Annotated in this window: 20 protein-coding genes; 5 read left to right on the top strand and 15 right to left on the bottom strand. The window is 46.6% G+C overall.

Translation table 11 applies throughout. From position 1 onward, the window contains the following. The 13 genes from LQ901_RS16840 to LQ901_RS16420 form a co-directional block, all read right to left on the bottom strand. Nucleotides 1-1,178, bottom strand: a 1,178-nt coding sequence (locus LQ901_RS16840) for a YadA-like family protein (protein WP_304610502.1), incomplete at its 3' end; no start/stop codon positions are given. Nucleotides 1,179-1,506: 328 nt separating this feature from the next. Further along, on the bottom strand, nt 1,507-2,541 hold the full coding sequence (gene virB11 / locus LQ901_RS16465; RefSeq protein ID WP_233672471.1) for a P-type DNA transfer ATPase VirB11: 1,035 nt from the start codon (nt 2,539-2,541) through the stop codon (nt 1,507-1,509). A 1-nt stretch (nt 2,542) separates the two neighbouring features. After that, a complete protein-coding gene (gene virB10, locus LQ901_RS16460) occupies nt 2,543-3,787 on the bottom strand; it encodes a type IV secretion system protein VirB10 (RefSeq protein ID WP_233672470.1) in 1,245 nt (414 codons plus the stop codon). Further along, a complete protein-coding gene (gene virB9, locus LQ901_RS16455; protein WP_233672469.1) occupies nt 3,784-4,674 on the bottom strand; it encodes a P-type conjugative transfer protein VirB9 in 891 nt (296 codons plus the stop codon). The genes virB10 and virB9 overlap by 4 nt, the downstream gene beginning before the upstream one ends. Continuing rightward, on the bottom strand, nt 4,671-5,354 hold the full coding sequence (locus LQ901_RS16450) for a virB8 family protein (protein WP_233672468.1): 684 nt from the start codon (nt 5,352-5,354) through the stop codon (nt 4,671-4,673). The genes virB9 and LQ901_RS16450 overlap by 4 nt, the downstream gene beginning before the upstream one ends. Continuing rightward, nucleotides 5,329-5,460 carry a hypothetical protein gene (locus LQ901_RS16800; protein WP_255698599.1) on the bottom strand — a complete coding sequence of 44 codons (132 nt, stop codon included), beginning with the start codon at nt 5,458-5,460 and terminating at the stop codon, nt 5,329-5,331. The genes LQ901_RS16450 and LQ901_RS16800 overlap by 26 nt, the downstream gene beginning before the upstream one ends. Before the next feature lie 26 nt (nt 5,461-5,486). Beyond that, nucleotides 5,487-7,955 carry a VirB4 family type IV secretion/conjugal transfer ATPase gene (locus LQ901_RS16445; RefSeq protein WP_233672467.1) on the bottom strand — a complete coding sequence of 823 codons (2,469 nt, stop codon included), beginning with the start codon at nt 7,953-7,955 and terminating at the stop codon, nt 5,487-5,489. A gap of 4 nt (nt 7,956-7,959) precedes the next feature. After that, the gene (locus LQ901_RS16440; RefSeq protein WP_233672466.1) at nt 7,960-8,265 is read right to left on the bottom strand and encodes a type IV secretion system protein VirB3; all 306 of its coding nucleotides are present in this window, start codon (nt 8,263-8,265) and stop codon (nt 7,960-7,962) included. Between the two features lie 5 nt (nt 8,266-8,270). Further along, nucleotides 8,271-8,585, bottom strand: a complete 315-nt coding sequence (locus LQ901_RS16435) for a TrbC/VirB2 family protein (RefSeq protein WP_152136713.1) — start codon at nt 8,583-8,585, stop codon at nt 8,271-8,273. 172 nt (nt 8,586-8,757) lie between these two features. Then, nucleotides 8,758-9,048: a hypothetical protein gene (locus tag LQ901_RS16430; protein WP_152136712.1), complete on the bottom strand. Its 291-nt coding sequence runs from the start codon at nt 9,046-9,048 to the stop codon at nt 8,758-8,760. A gap of 618 nt (nt 9,049-9,666) precedes the next feature. Beyond that, entirely contained in the window at nt 9,667-9,870 is a 204-nt protein-coding gene (locus LQ901_RS16425) for a TraY domain-containing protein (RefSeq protein WP_152136711.1), read from the bottom strand. A 123-nt stretch (nt 9,871-9,993) separates the two neighbouring features. Further along, nucleotides 9,994-10,242, bottom strand: coding sequence for a helix-turn-helix transcriptional regulator (locus LQ901_RS16945; RefSeq protein WP_370635694.1), 249 nt, complete (start codon nt 10,240-10,242; stop codon nt 9,994-9,996). Nucleotides 10,243-10,386: 144 nt separating this feature from the next. Further along, nucleotides 10,387-11,238 carry a replication initiation protein gene (locus LQ901_RS16420; RefSeq protein ID WP_304610501.1) on the bottom strand — a complete coding sequence of 284 codons (852 nt, stop codon included), beginning with the start codon at nt 11,236-11,238 and terminating at the stop codon, nt 10,387-10,389. A gap of 860 nt (nt 11,239-12,098) precedes the next feature. On the opposite strand from LQ901_RS16420, the gene LQ901_RS16415 reads away from it, so the two are divergent. The 4 genes from LQ901_RS16415 (at nt 12,099) to LQ901_RS16400 (ending at nt 14,587) form a co-directional block, all read left to right on the top strand. After that, complete coding sequence (locus LQ901_RS16415; protein ID WP_152136621.1) at nt 12,099-12,743, top strand: AAA family ATPase; 645 nt, start codon at nt 12,099-12,101, stop codon at nt 12,741-12,743. Next, complete coding sequence (locus LQ901_RS16410; RefSeq protein WP_152136622.1) at nt 12,740-12,988, top strand: hypothetical protein; 249 nt, start codon at nt 12,740-12,742, stop codon at nt 12,986-12,988. Before LQ901_RS16415 ends, LQ901_RS16410 begins: the two co-directional genes overlap by 4 nt. A gap of 161 nt (nt 12,989-13,149) precedes the next feature. Then, nucleotides 13,150-14,127, top strand: coding sequence for a hypothetical protein (locus LQ901_RS16405; protein ID WP_233672465.1), 978 nt, complete (start codon nt 13,150-13,152; stop codon nt 14,125-14,127). A 34-nt stretch (nt 14,128-14,161) separates the two neighbouring features. Next, the gene (locus LQ901_RS16400) at nt 14,162-14,587 is read left to right on the top strand and encodes an H-NS family nucleoid-associated regulatory protein (RefSeq protein WP_233672464.1); all 426 of its coding nucleotides are present in this window, start codon (nt 14,162-14,164) and stop codon (nt 14,585-14,587) included. An 84-nt stretch (nt 14,588-14,671) separates the two neighbouring features. Here the strand turns inward: LQ901_RS16400 and LQ901_RS16395 are convergent, their stop codons facing one another. Continuing rightward, nucleotides 14,672-14,815, bottom strand: a complete 144-nt coding sequence (locus tag LQ901_RS16395; protein WP_152136646.1) for a Hok/Gef family protein — start codon at nt 14,813-14,815, stop codon at nt 14,672-14,674. A 790-nt stretch (nt 14,816-15,605) separates the two neighbouring features. Here LQ901_RS16395 and LQ901_RS16390 point away from each other — a divergent pair. Then, nucleotides 15,606-15,797: a DUF1187 family protein gene (locus LQ901_RS16390; protein ID WP_255698598.1), complete on the top strand. Its 192-nt coding sequence runs from the start codon at nt 15,606-15,608 to the stop codon at nt 15,795-15,797. A 329-nt stretch (nt 15,798-16,126) separates the two neighbouring features. Here the strand turns inward: LQ901_RS16390 and LQ901_RS16385 are convergent, their stop codons facing one another. Beyond that, nucleotides 16,127-20,314, bottom strand: a complete 4,188-nt coding sequence (locus LQ901_RS16385; RefSeq protein ID WP_233672463.1) for an autotransporter outer membrane beta-barrel domain-containing protein — start codon at nt 20,312-20,314, stop codon at nt 16,127-16,129. Nucleotides 20,315-20,437: the final 123 nt, after the last annotated feature.

Raw genomic sequence — 20,437 nt, 5'->3', positions numbered from 1 at the left:
CCGACAACCGCGTTATCAGATGAATCCCACGAAACATTAAGGCGCAGTTGTACATTGTCCGCAGGCTTATATTGCACACCTGCGGCAATGGCATTGCCATTGGCATAATTACCCACACCTAAACCGTAAGAGAATTTATAGCCGCCAATATATGGAATTGACGCAATCGCAGAAACGCCAGCAATACCGGCATTTAATTTTTCATGCGCCTGATCCATCTTGTTGTTCAGAGCATTAAATCGTTGGTCGGTATAGTGACGTGACGCGGTGATCGCTTCGTTCTTCGCTGCGGAGATGTGCTGACCGATATACTTGTTGTTATCAGCAATTTGTTGGTTTGTGTAGGTGTTCGCAACAGTTACCGCCTCAGTGGTAATGTTAGCAACCTTCTTATCTGTGTATTGGTTGGCGGTATGTACCGCTTCTTGTTTTGACGCATCAATTTTTTGATCAATCACCACATTATTTTCGGTGATTTTGCTATCGGTGTAGTTATTGGCGGTTGTAATCGCTTCATTTTTTGCCGCATCAATGTTTTGATTGATGACGATGTTGTTTTCTTGGATTTTGTTATCCGTATAGTTGTTTGCCGTGGTAATCGCTTCGTTTTTAGCCTGTGTAATCGACTGATTGATCACTTTATTGTTTTCCGTGATCTGGTTGTCGGTATAGCTTTTCGCCGAATTGATAGCCTCATTCTTGGCCGCATTCAGTTGATTAACATTAACCGCATCGGTTCCCTCTGTACCGGCAGCAACATTAGTGATTTGGCGCTGGCTGTTCACTGTTCCGACAGAAACCGTTTTATCACGGTCAGCTACCGAACCGGCACCCAACGCTACCGAACTGTTAGCGGTTGCATTTGCGCTAGTCCCCAACGCGACTGAGTAATCATTCGACACTTGGCTATTTTGTCCGACGGCCGTTGACCATTGCCCACTGACATTACTATCCATACCGACAGCCGTTGACCAATCACCGCTCACTGTGGCGTTCTCACCTACCGCAGTTGCCCACTTTCCGCTGGCATTTGCTCCATCACCGATAGCGGTACTGAGCAAACCGGAGTCAGTTGCCCCACTTCCTGCGGCATAAGCCCATACCTGTCCCGATAATGCGGCGCTAATGGCCAGTGTTAATACTGAGAGTGATAAGCGACGTTGATTTTTATTTTTCATCTCTTATAACCTTATGGATTGCTGGTTGATTGTTAACAAACACGGTGCTTTGCCGGTGCATCGGCAAGACTTCACCGGGCGCAGTGCATAAGGCGCTGCGCCATTTTTTTTGCAAAAAATGCGGAATGATTAAGATGTGATTAGTGGATGCTTCTAATTCATTAATTCGGTGAATTAAAATGCGCGGGCGCATTACCCATGCGTATTCAAATTCATATGTGTAGCGTAAGTAGATGTGCGTACTTAGCTGTATGGAATTTGAATAACGGTAACCGTCTCAGACAACGGGAAAGCCAAAGGGGATTATCCTCTTTGGCTTTTTCCGTTATTAGGCATTCTTTCGTTGCGGCTCGAACCAAATCTCCGTGATATGTCGCCCTAAGCAGGCTGCAGAGTGCACGTCATTGGTCACATGCACCACAATATCGATGGTTTGATGCAACAACCGCATTAACACCTCATAGGGTAAGGCTTGTCCGCGTGGGTTCTCCATCGCCATCATTGCCAACCGCTCAAAGGCCATCGCACAACTTCCTGCGTGACAACTGGTGATACTGCCGCCATGTCCCGATGCGTTCACGTTGATAAAGTCGAACGTCTCAGCTCCGCGCAGCTCGGCCAACATAATGCGATCCGGTTTCATTCGTAGGCAGCTTTTCAATAGCTTGGCCGACGTCACGGGATCATTAGGTTGGGCTTCACTGGGGTAAAACAGGTGTACGCGGTTTGGGTGGTTCGGTAAGAACAGCTCCGGCACATCCTCGATGGTAATAATGCGTTGATGATGGGGTATACACGCCATCAGGGCTTTCATAAAGGTGGTTTTACCACTGCCGGTACCGCCAGCTATCACGATGTTTTTCTCTAGTAACACCGCTTGCTCAAAGAAGCGCTGTAACTCACCGTGTGCCTTGAGTTCGAGCAGTTGCGTATCTGCGGGCGATAGCGCGCCCGTTAGGGGGTATAAATGGGTAAAGTAGCCATCGCGCTGATAGTCATCCAGTGTACGTGCTGTTTTACCCGGCTTACGGATAGTCAGGCTCAATGTCCCTGTTTCACAGGCAGGAGGGCAGACAAACTGCACTCGCGCACCATCGGGCAGCACCGCCGATAAAATCGGGGTTGTCCTATCGATGTTATTGTTGCTGAATGCCGCAACGGCAATGGCCATCGACTCCAAGTGATCAAACGTCAGCGCCGGAAGTGCGGCCTGTTGCCATCGGCTGTGTGCCTCAAACCACACCTCTTGGGGGCGGTTAACGGCAATTTCAGTAATATCATCACGGTCTAACCACGGTAATAAGGGCGCAAACAGCGCCCAAACCGAGGTATCTGCCCGTGGGACAGTCAAGGTATTCATCATCTTATTGCTGTACCTGTAACTGATAGACGCGGGAGAAGTCGAGATCGCGGGCAATAAAAATCCCGACGCGCTCCCCTTGGTTTTTGTAGAAGGTCGGCGGAATATTGATGGTGTTTTTTAAGGCTTCGGCCGCCATGCTCTGTGCCGTTTCTGACGAACTTTCAAAGTTGTTATTGCTGTTATTGCGATTTGCCGCATAAGCGGCCACATCATCAATCAGCGATAACATCATCGCGCCGCCAAATCGTTGCCAAAAATGGGTCTCCACATAGCCGGGTACGCCACCGCCGCCCAGACTGTCTGTGCCCGGCGAGCCGAGATTAACCACTACACCGTGCGGGGTTTTGATACGATCCCACAGCACAAACAGCCGTGCCTGCCCTTGGGTTAGGTTTGAGCGGTACTCGCCGGTTACCTCTGAGCCACGCTCTAACAGCAAGGTCGCGCCGTTATCGCTGTACACGTCGCGCGTTAAGGTGCATTTAGTCATACCAGGTACGGTGGAGTTCAAGCTGGTATTCAGCACGCAGTCGATATATGCCCCCTTTGCCAGCAAGTAGTCCCGATTAAAAAGACGGGCGGCGACGTGGCTATCCGTCTGTGTCGGTGCAAGCTGGGCACCCAGTGAACCGCCGCCCCCTTCCGCCAATAGGCCAACCCCACTGGCCGCTTGCTGCTGCGCGAACACATCAAAGACACCACCTTGCGCCGTCGCTGGGGTTTTCGGTACCAGTCCCAACCCCCCTTGGCTGTTACCGCCCTTGCCTTGACTGCTGCTTAATGACGAGCTGCTACGATCTAAAAAGACACGGCGCTGTACGACGCTGTGCGTTTTTTTCTCGCCTCCCGGTGGCGGTGGTGTGTCTGTTGGGGTGTGGGTTTCAGATGCGGTCTCTGGTGTGCTATTCGATGGAGCGGCGGTTGCGGTGGCGGGTTCATCCGGTGGCGAATCAAAGGTTTTACGCTCACTGGGCTTCTCTTGGGCATAAGAGAAGGTTTTTCCTACCGCGCTGCGTCGTTGTCGCCCCTCTTGGGCATAGGTTGAGGTCGGCGGCGCTTCTTTCTGCTGCGCGGCGGGGGGGTTATCTGCTAAAAAATACCACCCCAGTCCTCCCAGAAGGCCTAAGCAGGCTAAGACGAAAACCACTTGCTTGCCTCGGGTTGCTTGTCCACCGCGCCCCCCATTGAGCACGGCTTTTGCATCCGATTCATGCTCGGGGGCGGTGACCTGTTGCTCCTGACTCATGCGCTGCCCCCTGTTACGCTACGGGTAACCCCTTTAAGTGGGCTGCCTTGTGCCGGATTGACTGGGGCATACTGAAAACCACGGTTAGTCACGCCAACCACCGCTTGGTTCAAACGCAACACAAACTGCTTAGCCAAGCGTTGAATGACGACCGTATCAGGGCGAGCCGGTGAGATATGGGTATTAACCAACGTTTCACTGCCATCCTCGGCCACCATAAACACGGCGGGGATCTCTCCTTTCCCTGAGAAGGTCAGGTACGTGAAGGTGCCATCATCAAAGGCAGCAACCGGTGCGATTGCCCGTGAACGGCGGCCAACTTGCATCACGTAGTCGTTATTTTTCACTGTGGGGGCGGCGGCCAGACGGCGCTGGATCGCCGCCTTATCTGCGGCTTGTTGTTGCTGACGATGTTGCTGCTGCGGGTAGTCAAAGGTCAGACGGTATGTGTTGCTGCGCCGCCCTGACTCACTGCTGCCGAGCGTTAGCAAAAAGGTATAGTTACGCTGATTGGTTACCACTAATAAGTTAGTGCGCCACTGTGCGGGTGTGGGTTGGACGGTGATCTCTTGCTCCACCTCGTTACCCTCTTCATCCACGGTGGTCTCTTTCGCTTTGGCCGAGCGCGCTTTTAAAAACAGGTGGTGACCGACGCTTTCGGTTTCCCAACCATCGGCAAAGCCAATTTTCACCTGCTCAATCTCTTCACCAGGACTAAAAATAATGTGCGTCGCCATACCAATGCCGGCGGTAATGGCTACCACATCATCTTCGCGGTATTGGGTGTATTGGATATGCGCATCACGGGGGGATTGCGCGGGAATATCTAAGGCCAACGCCGAGTAACACGGCAGAGCAAGCAGCCCGGCCATAATCATTTTTTTCATTGCAGGGTCTCCGGATCAACGCGGTAACTGACCACCTCGAACCCCCACGGGTTTTGGCGGCGCTCTTCTAACGTGAGTTGTGATTGGGGTTTGTAGCGATAGCCGAGGGTTGCCACCCAAATCGTGCGCTGTCCTTCGCCCCCACTTTCTGTGTCCTTGATGGCTTTTTCAAAGCGCACCGTGGCAATCTGTTTATCGGTATCTGTCACCACGCTCAGAATTTTGACCGTGGCTTTCATGCGCTTACCCCACAGCACATCCAGTGCTTGTTCGCCTTCAAAAATGGCTTTGTATTCGCTTTGCACTTGGGGGGAGGAGAACAGCAACGTGAGGTCATAATCTCTTTGGATGGTGTACCAGTCATACACTTCACGCCAACGCACATAGTTGCTGATCCAGTATTCATCCAGTGCGCGCTGCACCGGGATCGCCTGTGTGCCATCACGGAGTACGGTCATGATTTCGGTCTGGCCGCTGTTTTTATCCACGATCACCGTGTAGGGTTCGACCGTTTTTAGCGGGGCTAACCCCGCTAAGGCCACCCCAAGCAGTACACTGAGACTCACCGCCCCTCCGGCCACCCACCATGCTCGTCGATTAGAGCGGGCATACAGCGCGGCTTTATTGGCCTCAAAATCCAGAGCTGCATCGGGATTATTGGGTTTGAGTTTGAGCAACATTAATCACCTCAACAGTGGCGTGACGATAGTCGGGTTTTGTCCCAGTGGACGTAGCAGCACAGGCGGTGAGCAGACAGGTGCACACCGCCACAATCAGCAGTTTCATGATTAACTCCAGAAATACGAGAAGGGTTAAAGCGAGCGCCCTGCACTCTGCATGGCATCCGCTTGCGCTTTTTTACGGGCGCGCTCAGCGTTGACGCGCTGTAGAAAAAGGGGCAACCAGTGCGCAGGATCGTCACCGGCATCGGCCACCGCCGATTCAAACAGCGGTAATTCATCCGTACCGGCGGAGAGTACGGTTAACACGTCATTCATACCCGGCATGTTCAACGAGCACAGTACCGATTGGCCGCCTTGCTTAATCAGACACATCCGGCTTTTTTCATCCAGATTGCACAGTAACGCAAACTCCTTTTCCGTTAGCCCCAATTGCTCCACATACACTTCACGGGTGGCCTTGGGATTCGGCAGGTAAATCTCGGTGGTGCACTGGGCTATTAACGCCGCGCCTTGCGGTGAACTCAACAAGGATTCGGGCATCTGGGTGGCAAAGATCCCAAAGCCATTTTGCTTACGGATAGTAAGTTGTTTGTTACCCACAAATTCCGCGAATGCTGGGTCATTGACCCATTTCCATGCTTCGTCCATCACATAGCAAAAACGACGGCCATCAATCACCTCCTCCATCCGATGCAGCAGATAGAGGCTGATAGGGGTACGCACCTCGTCATTATCCAAAAATGCGGTGCCATCAATGCCGATATTGGGGGCAACATTGAAATCCAGTTGATCGGTGGGGTTATCAAATACCCATCCCAATGCCCCACCGGCACACCACCGCGCTAAACGCAGTTTGATGCTGTTACGCTGCTCTTCTCGGCTGGTACCCACGGCGATGTTTTGATTCACCATCGAAAGCCGCCGTAACGCTTGCGGTAGGCGCATCACGGTGTTCACCGCCTTGTCGATGGAATGCATCTCCATCGGCTCTAACACGCGATCCGGTGGCGTGACTAAATGCTTCACCAGATTGACCAAAAAAGTGATGTTCTCCGGTGTCGGTGCCATCTGAAAGGGGTTAAAGCCGGTGGGTTCACCATTTTTTAAGCGCAAATAACGCCCTCCCAGTGCGCGAATCATCACCTCTGCACCACGATCTTTATCAAAAAAGACCGTGCTGAAAGGCGTGCCTGCTTGGCGATACTTTTGGGCTTGGCAGTAAAGCAACCCCAAGGCCACGGTTTTACCGGAGCCGGTCATACCGAACATGCGGGTATTTCCGGCGATCTTCTTGTTGAAGTTGTTTTCGCCGATGCGTGTGTAGTGGAAGTTAAAAAAGTAGGGCTGCCCCGAAGGTGTCTGTAAGCGGGTTACTGCCTGTCCCCACGGATTGCCCTGTTGGGTACCGAGTAAGAAGTTATGAAAAGGGGACAAACTGGCAAAGTTTTGGCTGGTGATCCCCACCACCCGTGGCCGATAGCGCCAATTGCCCGGTAGCTGAGCAAAAAAGGTCGCATCTGTGGCCACTCTCACGGGAACGGCTAAGAGTTCACAATCACTCAATACTTTGATGGCATGAGTACGATGCTTGCGCACGGCGTCACGATCTTGATCCATGATCATCAAAGAGAAGTGATACTCCCCCATACAAAAATGCCCATCTTTTAAGTCGTTAACCGCATCATCAAGCGCGGCAATTTGTCGGTACGCGCCATCACCGGCGTTACTCATGGTGCGGCGCCGAGCAATGAGAAAATCTTCTCCCTGCGTTTTTGGCATCAGCGCAAAACTTTGCGTCAGGATAAAGGCATACGGGACATACAGCAGACGATCTAATAAGCCGTTGTGGGTCTCCAAGGGGTACTCTTTAATATCCAGTCCCGCTAAGTGCCACTCGCTGGCAGCACCCTGCACCGTGACCCAAGCATCACCCACCGCATCATGTATCAAACCGTGCGGCTCGGGTACCGGAGACCACTCCCCAGAGAGTAAGAAGTTGAGGAACGTTAAGGGCTGTGAATAGCGTCGCCCCTCATGCTCTTCAATCCCTAACGGAGGAAAGTCGGGCATATTGTCCCTTTCCTGCTTTGCATGAAAGTGGTTGCGTACTTGCCCTGCGACATGATCAAACGCCGCAAGACGCGCTTGCAGTAAGGCTTTCATCTTCGCCGGAGAGGTCGGTGCGGTGCGCTTGACGCGGCCAATGATGCTTTCATCTTGCTGTAATACGGTAACGTACAGCTCATTAACCAGTACGTCATCGCCTAGTAGCGTTTGATACTGAGTATCCAGTTGCTGAGCAAAGGTATTTTCAAACGTCGCCCTCAGTGGGTGCCGCACTTTACGGCGGATGACGTGTGACCAGAGTGTGACACGTTCATCGCGTAAGCTGCGGAGTAAATTGTTCAGCTTGGTATGTGTAGCGGCTAATTCGTTGCCGTCTTTGGTATCAAAGGCAAAGCCGCCCACGCGAAAAATCCGTAACAATGCCCCATCACGGGTGATCAAGGTCGTGTCATCGAGGTGGGAGCTGTACGGAATAAAGTCAGCAAGAGCGGTAGCGTGATGCCGTGCCACTGCAGAAGGTAATGTACCCATAACATTATCTCCGTTTAAAGGGCAAAGGAGTGTAGACGGTTGCCCCGCCGTAAAAACGGCGGGTGCGGTCGTAGCGACGACAGAGGAAACGCAGCCAAAGCAAGCCAAACATGCCATCGTCTACATGTGTGATCACGCGCATGATCACGTAATTGGGGAGTAGCAGAAGCAGCCCCCACAGCCCTGCCCCGAAGTAGTTCGCCCACATACCCAGTATGAGGATCAGACCAGAGGAAACCAAAAGGGGCTTCATGGGCACAGACAAAATCATGGCCGGGCGTGTACAGGCTTTAAACAGGGGTTCAGACATAATGGTTATCCCACAATATAGCGTGCGATTTCGGCTGCACCACCAATGAGCAGACCAGCAATGAGAATCTTACCCACTTCCATGATCGTGGCTTGAGTGAAAAGAAGTTTATAACCGGAAATCATGACGGCGACGGTAACGGAAATAACGGACGCGCCCCGTAAAATATCAGCGATATTCTCCATAAAGTTATTCACTTTATCGAGGCCACCGGCATAAGCAAACTCCGGTGAGCAGAACAGCAAAAATGCAAATGTCATGCAGAGCGCCATAACAAATGAAGAGAGAGGTGAGGTTTTATTATTTTCAATGTCAATCATGGTTTATCTCCAAATAATAAAAACAACAGGCGTGCGAATGCACACCGCGATTTCCACTCGCAAGCGGAAATGGCAGTGTGCACAGGCCGAATACGACCTGCGCTAAAAACACAGAGGGAGTTTTAGGTGATTGTTAAAAATAAGGATGGGACGCTAGTATCTATGATAAAGGTTATTTTGATGCATCTGTGATTATTTTAATTCTCGACTCCACTAATTCTCTTTTTATGTCAAACTCAATATTTTTAGCCATTATATTCAGTTTGCTAAACTCAGCATTAGTAATGTGCCCATCAGACAAAGCTTCACGTATGGCTTGATTTAGTTTTTCATCTTGTAGCGACTCGGCAGAATTGGCTAATATTTCTAAGTCTTTTGTGGACGCATTGCCATAAAATATATAAGCGATACCACAACAGAATATAGCGGCCATAACCAACGCATAAAAACGCACCGTAGTCATAAGCCCCCCTTTTCCACACATTGACTACGGCGCCGAACGCGCCCCGCTTGCAGCGATTGGATGTAGTGCGGGGTGAAATCGCGTTCATTTTCAATCGTGGATTGGCGCGGATAGCTTACTTGATCGTTTAAGAAGGCAGAGCAGAAGTAATTTAATTCGCCTGCAATAGTATAGTGATGATCTTTGGATGCAAACATAGGTGATCACTCGCGCATGGTTGCAAAGGATTTAGGTTTTGGTGGCGTATCAAAACGCCCAAAGACAAGGGATTGTTTAAGCGCACGCTCCACATTAGAGATGCGTTTTCGCTTAATAAATACCTCAAGCTGTTGTTGGTATGCTTGATATTTTCTGTGTCGAATAACAGACATCGGCACAGTGAGCCCCCTTTCTCTATACAGTTAAACAAAAGAAGAAATCACCGATAAGGGCTGGGTTAAACACTTATTGGTGATTTCACCTAAATAGGGTGAATTAAGTTACAGATAGTGGGCTTTTTACACATAGGCGCGACACGATGCCCGTCGTTCATCCAACGAATAAACCTCCTTTAGGATTGGATTTTCGTCGCTGTTAAATTTTTAAAGAGCAATGATTGCCGATTATCGGCATGAGTATTTAAAACGGCGTCACATCATCGACTTCAGAAATAGAACGAAACCTGCGCAAGTGATCAGCCAACCGTAACTCAGCTTCAGACTTTTTTGTCCGATTTGAACGCTGAGCGCTTTCTGTCAACAACCTGTTCGTCTCAGGACAAATCGAAAACCCAATATGAACTCGATTATAGTTAGAATCCAAACTAGAACTTTCTTTTCCCATAAAACCACCTTTTAAAAATAGAGTGTTGAAATGGTAAAGCCAATGAAATAAAAGTCACCTGCGGTAAAACCACAGGTGACTTTTATTCAAAGAAATGATAAAAGGTAATTCTTAGGTCGAAATTTATCTTTTTGTGCTATTTTTAGCTAAACGTGCCGTTTCCAACCGACAATGATAAATCGGTCGCAATAATACAACAGAAGTGCATCCCAACTTTTCTTTGCACCCATCCAGATGATAGGTCACCGTCCGCGGCTTCAACCCCATTAGTTCCGCTATGTGATCTATAGTGCAACCAATTGCAAACCAATATAAAACCTCACACTCACGTAAAGTTAGCTCAGAAAAAATGCTAGATAAGTGGGTTTGCATCTCACAAGAAAAAATGTTGTTGCTATTAACTGATGAACAACTATGATTTGTGATAGCCATTTAATCCTCCAAGGGCTATTTGGTTAGTAGGGTATGAAAAGGTGAGAGTTTTCATGCCCTACGCTATCTTGCGAACAATAATTATCAATTTTTCAACAAATTTAACAAATCAGCTTCACTATCAATCTCCTCAGCCTCAACGCTTTCATCAAGCACAAATTCAAATTTCAATGAGCTAACCTTCCTCCCCTCCTTAGCATGCACACTAACGAATATTTTTTTTATTTCTGTTTTCTTTTCTATTTCTGAAATAGCTTTATTCAGCACATCTCGCTTAAATATAGGAAAACTTGGATATAAATATTCAATATCACCATCAGAATTAAATGTGTACGCGATTATTTCCTCCTTCAAATCCTTTATTGATATAACAAAATCACATTTTCCTTTTGAACGTGAATAGTTCATTCTTATAAGTTGATACAATGAAAAAGAGTGCTTCCCGCTCAGTCGCATTGTTGAGGTAAAAAACTGCGTTGTATATTTATTTTTATTTCCAATAAGGTTGGATATGTATGGCTCAATTGCTCTAGAAAACCTCAACTCAAGGAATCCCTCATTTTTAAAGTACGCACAAAAATCTGTAATGGATAAATCAAGATCCGAAGGTTTATACTTTGATGAATAGGGCAAATTCAAATCGCCAGCCAACGCAACAACATCATCCCCCGTAAGAACCAAGCTACTATGCTTTAAAATTTTAGCGCCTTCCTGTAGCTGCTTATATGCTGCTGACGGACTAATCTCTGACACAGCGGATAAATCCTCCGCTCTAATCTTAAAAACCCTCCCCTCTTCAATTGGCGTCTTACTATCAATTGGAGCTAACGCCATAAATATAACCCTCTTCGCAGGAAGAGGTAATTGAGCCAAGGTCTGATTTAGTTCATTTCTATGCCTAATTTTTGTTTTTGCACTAATCTTCATGGATGACATAACTCTCCCCACTATTTACACCAAACTCATCACAACAAGACAAACAGTACCACATTAAACATGAGAAGAAAATAATTTCTCTCATGTTTGACGGAGTAACCTCTCATATTTAAATGCGATCTAGATCTAGGGTAAGGATTCAAAAAGGATTCGCGAAAGACACAACAGACTAAAATCCAACCAAAATTCTCACCAACAAACAAAAAGTTGCACGCCCAATACGAGCTGTGGATAGTGCGTCCTATCCTCTCATGTTTCACGTCCTATCCTCTCATGTTTCACGTCCTATTCTCTCATGTTTCACGTCCTACCCTCTCATGTTTCACGTCCTACCCTCTCATATTTAATAAAAAAAAACGATGAAAAACAATGCAATACGCATTTTTAAGTTCTTTAAGTTTTAAAAGAAAAAAAGGTTTTAAAAGGTTTTGTCGAAAAAATCATGAAGCACTCATGTGGAAAAACTGCGGACAGCAAGCAGTCCTCAGCTTTACCACAATCGTTCTGCAAGCAATGGTGATAACTTCACGTTGCGCTCCGCGCGCAATAAATTTTTTTTGCTTTCAAAAAGACAAAGATAAAGACAATCCGCTCTAGGCATTCCAAATGCGTTGGTAATACCCCGACATGCAAAAATCAAAAAAAAGGCTCTAAACTCTTCCTGTTGCGTATTTGGGTGCTTAAAAAGGATCATTGATGATCCTGCAAGCAATAATTGCTCTCCTGCCTTGTAATACGTGCGTATAAATCAGCATGTAACGATTACTTTCTGGTTTCCTATCAATGGAGCACAATGTATACTCTACACAACTACACAACTACACAACTACACAACTACACAACTACACAAGAGAGGGAGTATGCCCATAATCTCAGTAACGCAGCGCAAAGGTGGGTGCGGAAAATCAAATTTAGTTGTTCATCTTTGGGGAGCGTTAAAAGCCAAACATCCAGAGGCAAAAGTATTAGTTGTGGATTCAGATCCACAAGGAAGCGTTACTGAATTCTTTGAGGAACGAAAAAATATTGGCCTGTCATGTCCAGTTTTAAGCCATCAAGTAAGGAATTTAAAGCATCAAGAAAAACATTTTGATTACATCATTGTAGATGTAGCGGGGCGAGACTCTAAGGAGGCTGTTTCCGTATTGAGAGAAAGTGATTTAACAATAGTTCCCGTTAAACCATCATCTTTTGATCTTAATGCGCTAGGGTACTGGCTGGGAAGAATTGAGGCTGAAAAAGAAGAAAATAGCACATTAAAAACTCTCGTTGTAATTAATTCTGCGCACACAAATCCAATGAGTCATGAGTTAAAAGATACAAAACGAGCTTTACTAGCTGTTGAATCAATAGCAACTATTTCAAAAACTGTGATACACGAAAGAATCGCATATCGCACATCCATCGCAAACAATAAAACTATTCATGAGTGGAATGATTCTAAAGCTAAAGGTGAGATTAGTTGTTTGCTGAAAGAAATTATAGAGTTGAGTGGTGAGAAATGAAGGATATTACTATAAGACGAGTTGATAAAGGTGTTGTTGATGGAGATAAAAAACACAATTTTAAGAGAGTTCAACTTTCTTTTGATGAACCAACAAATTTTTCATTAAACAAGATTTGTTTAGGAGTTGTAGAAGAAGGTAACCGACCCTTGGATCGATCAAAAATGGTTAGAGCTTTGATTCGATATGCGGATAGTCTCTCACTATCGGAAATTAAAGCTTTACTGAAGCAGTTTGGTGATTAGGATACGCAACTACACAACTACACAACTACACAACTACACAACTACACAACTACACAACTACACAACTACACAACTACACAACTACACAGGTGTATATAAAACCCCAGCAACCTACCACAGTCCTCTGGGGTTTTAAGTGTACCATTCATAGGATAGTACAAATGAACAATACCTTTTTGAAGAGTGCTTGCCTAGCCCTTTCCGTTGCAGTTGCTGCTTTGTCTGGCTGGTTAACTGTTTCCTTTATGTTCTCCATCGGGCAATCAGTGAATGCACCCATCACTACCGCGGCCATTGGTGGATTGCTTGACCTCACCAAGTGTGTCTCCCCTGCTTTTGTATTCTTATTTCTGGCTCGAAAGCGTTATTGCGCCTTCTTGTTCGCTTTGCTGCTGAGTCTTTCATTGAGTCTGGTCTCTTTTGCTGCCTCCGTTGCGTCCTTGGAGTCTGGCGTGATCGCTAGTCAGCAACACTCCGCTGTTCATCAGCGTTTAACCCAACAAATTGCACTCTACACCAATCAAGTGAATGAATTGCGCAATTTGGCCGTGCTGCAACAACAAACAAAACAGATCACCAAGTCTCAAAAAACGCTTAATGAAGTAAATGCTCTGCTGGCTAAGATTGATGCGCTATCTCAAGAGCAAGCGAGCACTAAAGGTAGTTCTACCGTTGACCGATATGGCATGTATGTCGCTTACATTGCGGCGGGCGCGCTGGAATTAACAAGTTGGCTATTGGTTTTTGTTCTGTCTGCATTGCGCACTCACACTCAAACACACTTAACCACACTCATGCACACTGACTCCGAATTAAGTGTGGTGCGTGAGAATGAGCCAGAAATACACACTTCGAATGATGAACACTCAATCACACTGAGCACACACTGCTACACAGACGCGATGAACGATAATGCTTTTGAGTGTGCGGATGATGATGTTGAATCAGACAAGTGTGATGAACAGTTATGTCGAGAAATTAAGAAGGCTATTTTGACGCAAACTGTGCGTCCAAGTCATCGCGGTATTTCTGCTCACTTTGGTAATGTCGGGCGTGATATTATTAATCAAGTTTTGGTGGAGCTTAGCCAGTCTGGCTTTTTACGGCCATACCGTAATGGGTATGCTCTTGCTATTTAATAACCCTATTGCATAGAAGGACTTTGTTTCTAATATGGATACCAACGAAATCATTAAGACCCTTACTAATATTCGCTCCCTACGTGCTTTTGCTCGTGATGTGGATTTTTCTGTGCTGGAAGAGATGCACACTAAATTAGCGACTGTCGTTGAAGAGCTACGCGAAGCTGCTGAAGCTAAAAAAGCGGAAGAGGCCGAGCGATTAGAGAAACTGGAAGCATACCGCAAGATGCTGGCCGAAGATGGTATTTCTCTGGATGACTTGATTAGTCTGCATGGCGAAGCAAAAGCTAAAGCGCCATCTCAGAAACGTTCTCCGCGTGCGCCGAAATACGAATACCTCGATGACAATGGTAATGTGAAAACGTGGACAGGGCAGGGACGTATGCCTGCACCAATTGCTAAAGCTGTTGAAGCGGGAACGGCGATTGAGACGTTCTTGATTAAAGCTGTTGTTTAAGTTTGGAAGGCATGGGTGCTGAAAAACCTGCGTTAACCGACAGGCTCATAGTTTCACCAAACGGGGGCTTACGCCCCCGCTGGCTCACTTCGTTTCGTAGACAAACTTTGCCGTTAACTCTGTGTGCCCTTGTCGGTAACTGAACTCACATACTCTATCTTTGAGTAGGTAAATCCCCGTTAAGATTGTCATGCAGACAATCAGTGTACACAGAACTTTTCTTGGCATAGCTTGCCTCCTACGTTGTGAGGCGCTACTATGAAATTGTCTAGGTATCACAGTAAAACCTCGGTTCAGATTTATAGTCTGGGTCGGGGTTTTCTGCTATCTGGGCTTCGGTGTTGGCCGGAACACGTCTAGCAGTCCCAGCACCCGAGCGCATTCTATCACAGCTTTATCCTGTCATGACATTTCGCCGTGCCTCACATTGCTCGTGCTTGTTGGCACGAAAATTTCCCTAAAAACACCTCTATTTAACATAACAGTCATTTTGTGATCTGGCTCTGCAGCTTCAATACGAAAATCTCTCTTAACCCGCCAAAAGATCCACTTTTCCGCCTCCCGATCATCACTTTTTTATGTTGCTAATTTGTTGCTTTTAGCGGGGCGGTGATTTCAGCCTGTTTTTGTGCTCAAACTGGGATTTTTCTATGTTTAGCACGTTTGTGACAGTGTAACCGTGAGTGCTCTGGAAGGCGGTGCTACTTGATGATATAAATATATCCGTTTGTGTGTGTATTTGTATTAACTCATTTATGCATGACTTATCTGTTTTAATTTGGCAAATCATTACGCGATCCAAAAATTCTCATAAGGCTAATTTTGCTGTTCAGGCTGCAAGAGCTGCGCTATTGGCGAAAGGGGAGGGGAAAAAAAATGGACTGCGTTAAGCAGTCCAAAATGTCAAACTCTAGGAATGTCGATGGTGTATTTCACCGCTCACTTTCTATAAAATTTTTTTGTTTTAGTTTTGACTTTTTGTGCGATAAGAAAACCTCGCTGATATTAGGGGTGGATTTTGTATAAGTATAAAATTTCAGGGACTATTACCAAGCCCGGTGGTACGCCGATAGAGTGGGTGCGTTTTTCAAAAACAAAACTTACTCGTGATGAATGTGAGAGACGGCTATCTGTTCCTAAGGTCATCGGTGTTTGTACAGATGAGCGCGTTACAATTTCTGAATTTAAATGTGAGGTGATAGAGGGATAAAAAGACGGTAAAAAAGGACTGCGAGATGTAGTCCAAAGTTCTCAGAGTGCTAATTATTTCCCGATAGGTTTTTTATATTAAATTTCATTGTTTTTTCATTGATGAATATCACATTACGTTGTTCGTCATAAAACCGATGGCAATGTGCTGGTGTGATGATTTTATTTTTCAAAGAGCTATTCTGAGAGTGAACTTTGTCCGATGTTAAAGGCTATTTTTATTGGTGCTTTGACTAGTGATTAATTATATGTAGTTGTATGTTTGATTATAAAAAAAGCCCTGCGAGAGATATCGCAGGGCTTGTTACTCATAATAACTACAGTTTTATGTTAAAAACGCCATTGCACACCTAGCATGGCGGCAGTATCGCTATAACCGTTATTACCCGCTTGTACACTGACATTGCCCCATACGTTCATGCTGCTGTTAACTTGTCCCTCTACGCCCACTTTTACTTCGCCGATGTCACGTGCTCCAGATTGATGAACGGTCACACCATCAAGGCGAGTCCCAAAGTCATGTCGGTTGTGTAACCAGTTTACTTCGGCGTATGGCAAGATTTCGCCTGTTTGGCCACTCTTCAGGGTATGGGTCTGCTTCAACCACGTTTTTACACCCAGTCGCGTTTGAACATTTGCCGCTTCATCTGCAGTGACACGCGTACCATTATGCTCTTGGTGAGTATCTGCATGAACATCCATCAAGACAACCTGTGCTTGTGGTTGGATATACCAATCTCTTTTTGTACCGTCGCCATTATCCAGTGACTTCACTTTGTGCGTAATACCCGCTTCTAATGAGGCGGTGACACCTTTACTGCGATATGACTCGCTTTGAAGTTCGTCACCTTTGACGGTGTTATTGAACCAGTTATATTGCGCCCAACTATCCAGATAGGCGCCTTCACGAGTTTCATCATTGGCGTACCATGTTGCATACAGTCCAGTGCTGTAACCGTGGATATTTCCTTCGGCACGATACCCTGTACGTGATGAACGGGTATGGCTGCTGACATTGCCGTAGCCCGCCATGGCTCCCAGACGTACAGCTCCAGATTCCCCGGTTGTCCAGCGAGCGACATCCCCCCCCAGTTGCAGGCTATAACGGTTACTGCGTGTTTTTAATTGGCCACTACTGTCACTCCAACGATTTTGTCCGCCTACCTGCTTTATCCACATGTTGGTGTTCTGCGGCTCTTCACCATAGGCAGCGGAGCTATTGCGGTCTTGCAAACGCAATTGGAACAGGGTGTTAGCGGCTACCAAGTTTGCGGTGTAACTGCCTCCCTCTGGACGTAAATCATTGTCATGATTTGGCGCTGGCTCCGGAGTAGGTACTGGTGGTACCTCTTGCTTGCCGCTGGTTAAGTACCAGTTATTACTTTGTGCCCCTTGACCACGGGCTAAGGTATAGTCATAAGCCCCAGCCACGATACGGTTAGCGCTAAATTCCCCGTCAGATTGTCCTTGGACGTGGATCACCTCGATGCCATTGAGCGTTTGTGCACCCGTACCACCGGCATTAGTAATGTGTACTTGGGTATGGCCTGCCGTATTACCTTGTACGATCAGCTTATCGGTGGTTGATGTGTCATCGTGTAAGACGCTATTTAACAGTAGGTGACCATTATTACCTGTGTAATCACCGTTAACGATCAGCTGATTACCCGCGGAGCGGCCAGGCAGTCCGAGAACGATGGTGCCGCTGTTGTTTAAGGCGCCGCCGACAGTAAATGTGGCTGGCATGATCGGCATGCGCGCATTGTTTGCTGGCGCGCCAACGAACAATGTCCCGCTGTTGCTTATATCACCGGTGGTGCCGCCAAAACCGGAGAGCATGCCTTGTTGGGCAATATTGATGTGGCTGCTATTGAGCGTGACCGGCGCATCTGTGGTGCCGAGCATCATATTGCCTTGTTGGATATGGGTCTCACCGGTCCAGTCAGCATTGTTGGTTATATGCAGCGCTCCTGCACCTTGTTTGGTAACGCTGCCGGTACCCGTGATGCGGTTATCGAGAGACCAGTCATGTTGTGCATTTAGCGTTAAGCTACCGCGATTGTTTACCTGCGCCGTTCCTAGTTGTTGAGCGGCAGAGGCGGTTAAAGCGGATTGTTCATCGATATCAAAGGTACCGGAGAAGGCGTGGTTGTTACCCGCTAAGGTGATGTTGCTGTTGTCGTTTAATTCGATGGCACCGTTACCGCTGAGGTTATTGTAGAGCGTTCCGGCGGCTTGATGCAGAGTAACCATGCCGTTGTTAACGAGGTTACCGACCCCCAAACCGAGGGTATTGTTAAGTAGCGCGCGCGCACCTTGTGCGAGCGTGACGGTTGCGGAAAGGGCTTTATTCGCGCCGAGAGTACCGAATATTCCACCGTTAATATTGATAGCTCCTTGACCAGTTAAGCCGCCTTCTTCCACACTACCACCGTTTTCAATGGTGAGTGTGCCCCCGTTGAGATTGACTGTCGCGCCTGTCAATGCAGTTAAGGTGCCGACGGTTTGGTTGTGGCCATTCATGTCGAGTGTGGTGTTATCCAGCAGGCGTAGTGCATTGGTATTACCGAGGACATGATCATCTTGCATTAATAAGGTACCACCATCTAAATAGGTCGTACCTGTATAATCATTGTTTCCGTTAGACAGAGAGAGGATGCTGTCGGGTTGCCCAGAAATGCGCAGATCGCCGGCGCCGGTAATTTTTGCTTTGAGCGTGGCGGCACTGCCGGATTTACCAGAGGCATCAAGCTTGAGTGCGGTATCATTGCTGCCTTGCAGCTCAAGTTGAGTCAGGCCATAGCCGACATAAAGCCCATCTTGGTTTTCACCGGTAGTGAGGTGGTAATCATAGGTAGCTTGGGCAACATTTTGCCCATCTTGCTGGACAGTGTGTTGAACACCGTTGGAGATAGACTGGCCAGCCATATCCTGCAATTGCAGCTTACTTGCGTCACCCGAAAGGGTGGCATTTTGACCGAGACTAACCAGTTTTATGCTGGCATTGGTGTCGTCTTGCTCAAGTAGAGAGAGATTATGGTCAATATTTTTGTTGGTGTTATCAATAACGCCGCTGTTATCAACTTGAACAATGCCGTTGCCCGTTAGGTCGAGTTTTTTATCGACCGTAATGTGGTTATTGGCCTGAATTTGTCCGGGAAGGACATGTCCGAAATTAAGCGTTCCGCCTGCGAAAGCGAGCTGAGCGATGGATTGGTTACCTGCACCGACGGTAATGAGGCTATTGTTTCCGGCGATTAAACCGGCGGTGGCTAGCGCATCAGTATTGGTGCCAGTAAGGTCAAAGCGGGTGTTAAGCAGCTTAAGATTTCCTGTGAAACCGTTAGTTATGGCGCTATCTTTAAAAGAAAAAGAGTTATTGCTGGTATCTACGTTTAGCATACCAGTTCCGGTTGTTTTATTGGTAAAAGTAAAGTCACCACTACTATTTATTTCAAGTGTCCCATCTAATGAGATAGCACTTGTGCCTAGCGAGTTTTGAGATGTTACCTTTGCTATGGCTGGTTCTTTAACTTCAATTTCCCCATTGAATTTACTATTGTCACCAGATAGTGTTGTAGTCCCACCCTTGAAAACTAAAGTGCCTTTTTTGCTTATTGATGATGTGAGATTATAATTATCTGATGTGTGGTTAAATAATATTTTTCCGCCTTCATTTTGGAAGAGTATTTCTTTGGCGTTTATATAACCAGGAGTAGTGGCGATATCTTCACCACCAATTACTAGTGTTGTAGGCTTTGGTGTTGGGAATGAGCTTTCATTGATGATGACAGATTGTGCATTAAGTGATGCATTGTCAGATACAACCAATTTTGCTTCATTAGGTGTAATGGCTGTGGATATTTTAGCTCCAAGATAAACATTTTTTTTTGCTGTTATTGTTGAACCTTCGCCAGAAGCTATATTATTCGCGTTTGCTAGAACTAAATCCCCTGATGTTGCTACTTTTCCGCCGTTTGTTACGGATATCTCTTGATTTTGGCCGACTGTAATGTTATCAGAAATAGTTAAAGAGCCTCCATCAGCGACTACTTTTCCTTCACCTGCTAGTATGTTAAGGCCGAATGCGTTAATCGATGCGCCGTCTTTAACAATAAGTTTTGATGTTGTACCGTCAAGCGAAATAATCCCCTGTGTAGTACCAACTGTGAGGTTTGAGTTATTGCCAGCTACTACAAGGTTTCCGTTAGTGAAGGTTAGCTCTATATCACTGATCGGGTCTGTGGTTTTGTATTTTACATCACCATTATTTATAACTAAGTTGCTATTATCGAAAACCACATCGTAGTCAGTTGTCGTTACTGTTTCGCTACTATTATAGACTTTGTCTTCAGTTATTGTTTCAGTTGCTAGGCTAGCAGCTGAAGTTGAAAGTAGCCCAAGAGCGATGACTGCCAGCTTGACAGTTTTTGTTTTTGTTTTTGAGCGACCTAATTCAGATACTGCAATCCAGCACCGATTTGTATAACTCCAAATAACTTTGTAGACTCTGTTCATGATAGTCTCCTAGTATGATTTGTAATATCTATTTGCCTTATAGAGGTCACACTTCAACATCAGAGGTAATCGAAAGTGTTGCGTGGTAATTATGTATTAATGTATTCATGGTAACAATAGCAT

It is taken from the genome of Plesiomonas sp. PI-19 (genome assembly GCF_021368255.1).
Classification (GTDB): domain Bacteria; phylum Pseudomonadota; class Gammaproteobacteria; order Enterobacterales; family CAMTGL01; genus Plesiomonas; species Plesiomonas shigelloides.
Note: the sequence above shows the minus strand (reverse complement) of the source record. Positions and strands in the feature narration are given on the sequence as shown.

Bases quoted from the DNA above. Each gene is read 5' to 3' on its own strand.
- virB11 (WP_233672471.1), bottom strand. From the start codon at position 2,541: ATGATGAATACCTTGACTGTCCCACGGGCAGATACCTCGGTTTGGGCG.
- virB10 (WP_233672470.1), bottom strand. From the start codon at position 3,787: ATGAGTCAGGAGCAACAGGTCACCGCCCCCGAGCATGAATCGGATGCA.
- virB9 (WP_233672469.1), bottom strand. From the start codon at position 4,674: ATGAAAAAAATGATTATGGCCGGGCTGCTTGCTCTGCCGTGTTACTCG.
- LQ901_RS16450 (WP_233672468.1), bottom strand. From the start codon at position 5,354: ATGTTGCTCAAACTCAAACCCAATAATCCCGATGCAGCTCTGGATTTT.
- LQ901_RS16800 (WP_255698599.1), bottom strand. From the start codon at position 5,460: ATGAAACTGCTGATTGTGGCGGTGTGCACCTGTCTGCTCACCGCCTGT.
- LQ901_RS16445 (WP_233672467.1), bottom strand. From the start codon at position 7,955: ATGGGTACATTACCTTCTGCAGTGGCACGGCATCACGCTACCGCTCTT.
- LQ901_RS16440 (WP_233672466.1), bottom strand. From the start codon at position 8,265: ATGTCTGAACCCCTGTTTAAAGCCTGTACACGCCCGGCCATGATTTTG.
- LQ901_RS16435 (WP_152136713.1), bottom strand. From the start codon at position 8,585: ATGATTGACATTGAAAATAATAAAACCTCACCTCTCTCTTCATTTGTT.
- LQ901_RS16430 (WP_152136712.1), bottom strand. From the start codon at position 9,048: ATGACTACGGTGCGTTTTTATGCGTTGGTTATGGCCGCTATATTCTGT.
- LQ901_RS16425 (WP_152136711.1), bottom strand. From the start codon at position 9,870: ATGGGAAAAGAAAGTTCTAGTTTGGATTCTAACTATAATCGAGTTCAT.
- LQ901_RS16945 (WP_370635694.1), bottom strand. From the start codon at position 10,242: ATGCAAACCCACTTATCTAGCATTTTTTCTGAGCTAACTTTACGTGAG.
- LQ901_RS16420 (WP_304610501.1), bottom strand. From the start codon at position 11,238: ATGTCATCCATGAAGATTAGTGCAAAAACAAAAATTAGGCATAGAAAT.
- LQ901_RS16415 (WP_152136621.1), top strand. From the start codon at position 12,099: ATGCCCATAATCTCAGTAACGCAGCGCAAAGGTGGGTGCGGAAAATCA.
- LQ901_RS16410 (WP_152136622.1), top strand. From the start codon at position 12,740: ATGAAGGATATTACTATAAGACGAGTTGATAAAGGTGTTGTTGATGGA.
- LQ901_RS16405 (WP_233672465.1), top strand. From the start codon at position 13,150: ATGAACAATACCTTTTTGAAGAGTGCTTGCCTAGCCCTTTCCGTTGCA.
- LQ901_RS16400 (WP_233672464.1), top strand. From the start codon at position 14,162: ATGGATACCAACGAAATCATTAAGACCCTTACTAATATTCGCTCCCTA.
- LQ901_RS16395 (WP_152136646.1), bottom strand. From the start codon at position 14,815: ATGCCAAGAAAAGTTCTGTGTACACTGATTGTCTGCATGACAATCTTA.
- LQ901_RS16385 (WP_233672463.1), bottom strand. From the start codon at position 20,314: ATGAACAGAGTCTACAAAGTTATTTGGAGTTATACAAATCGGTGCTGG.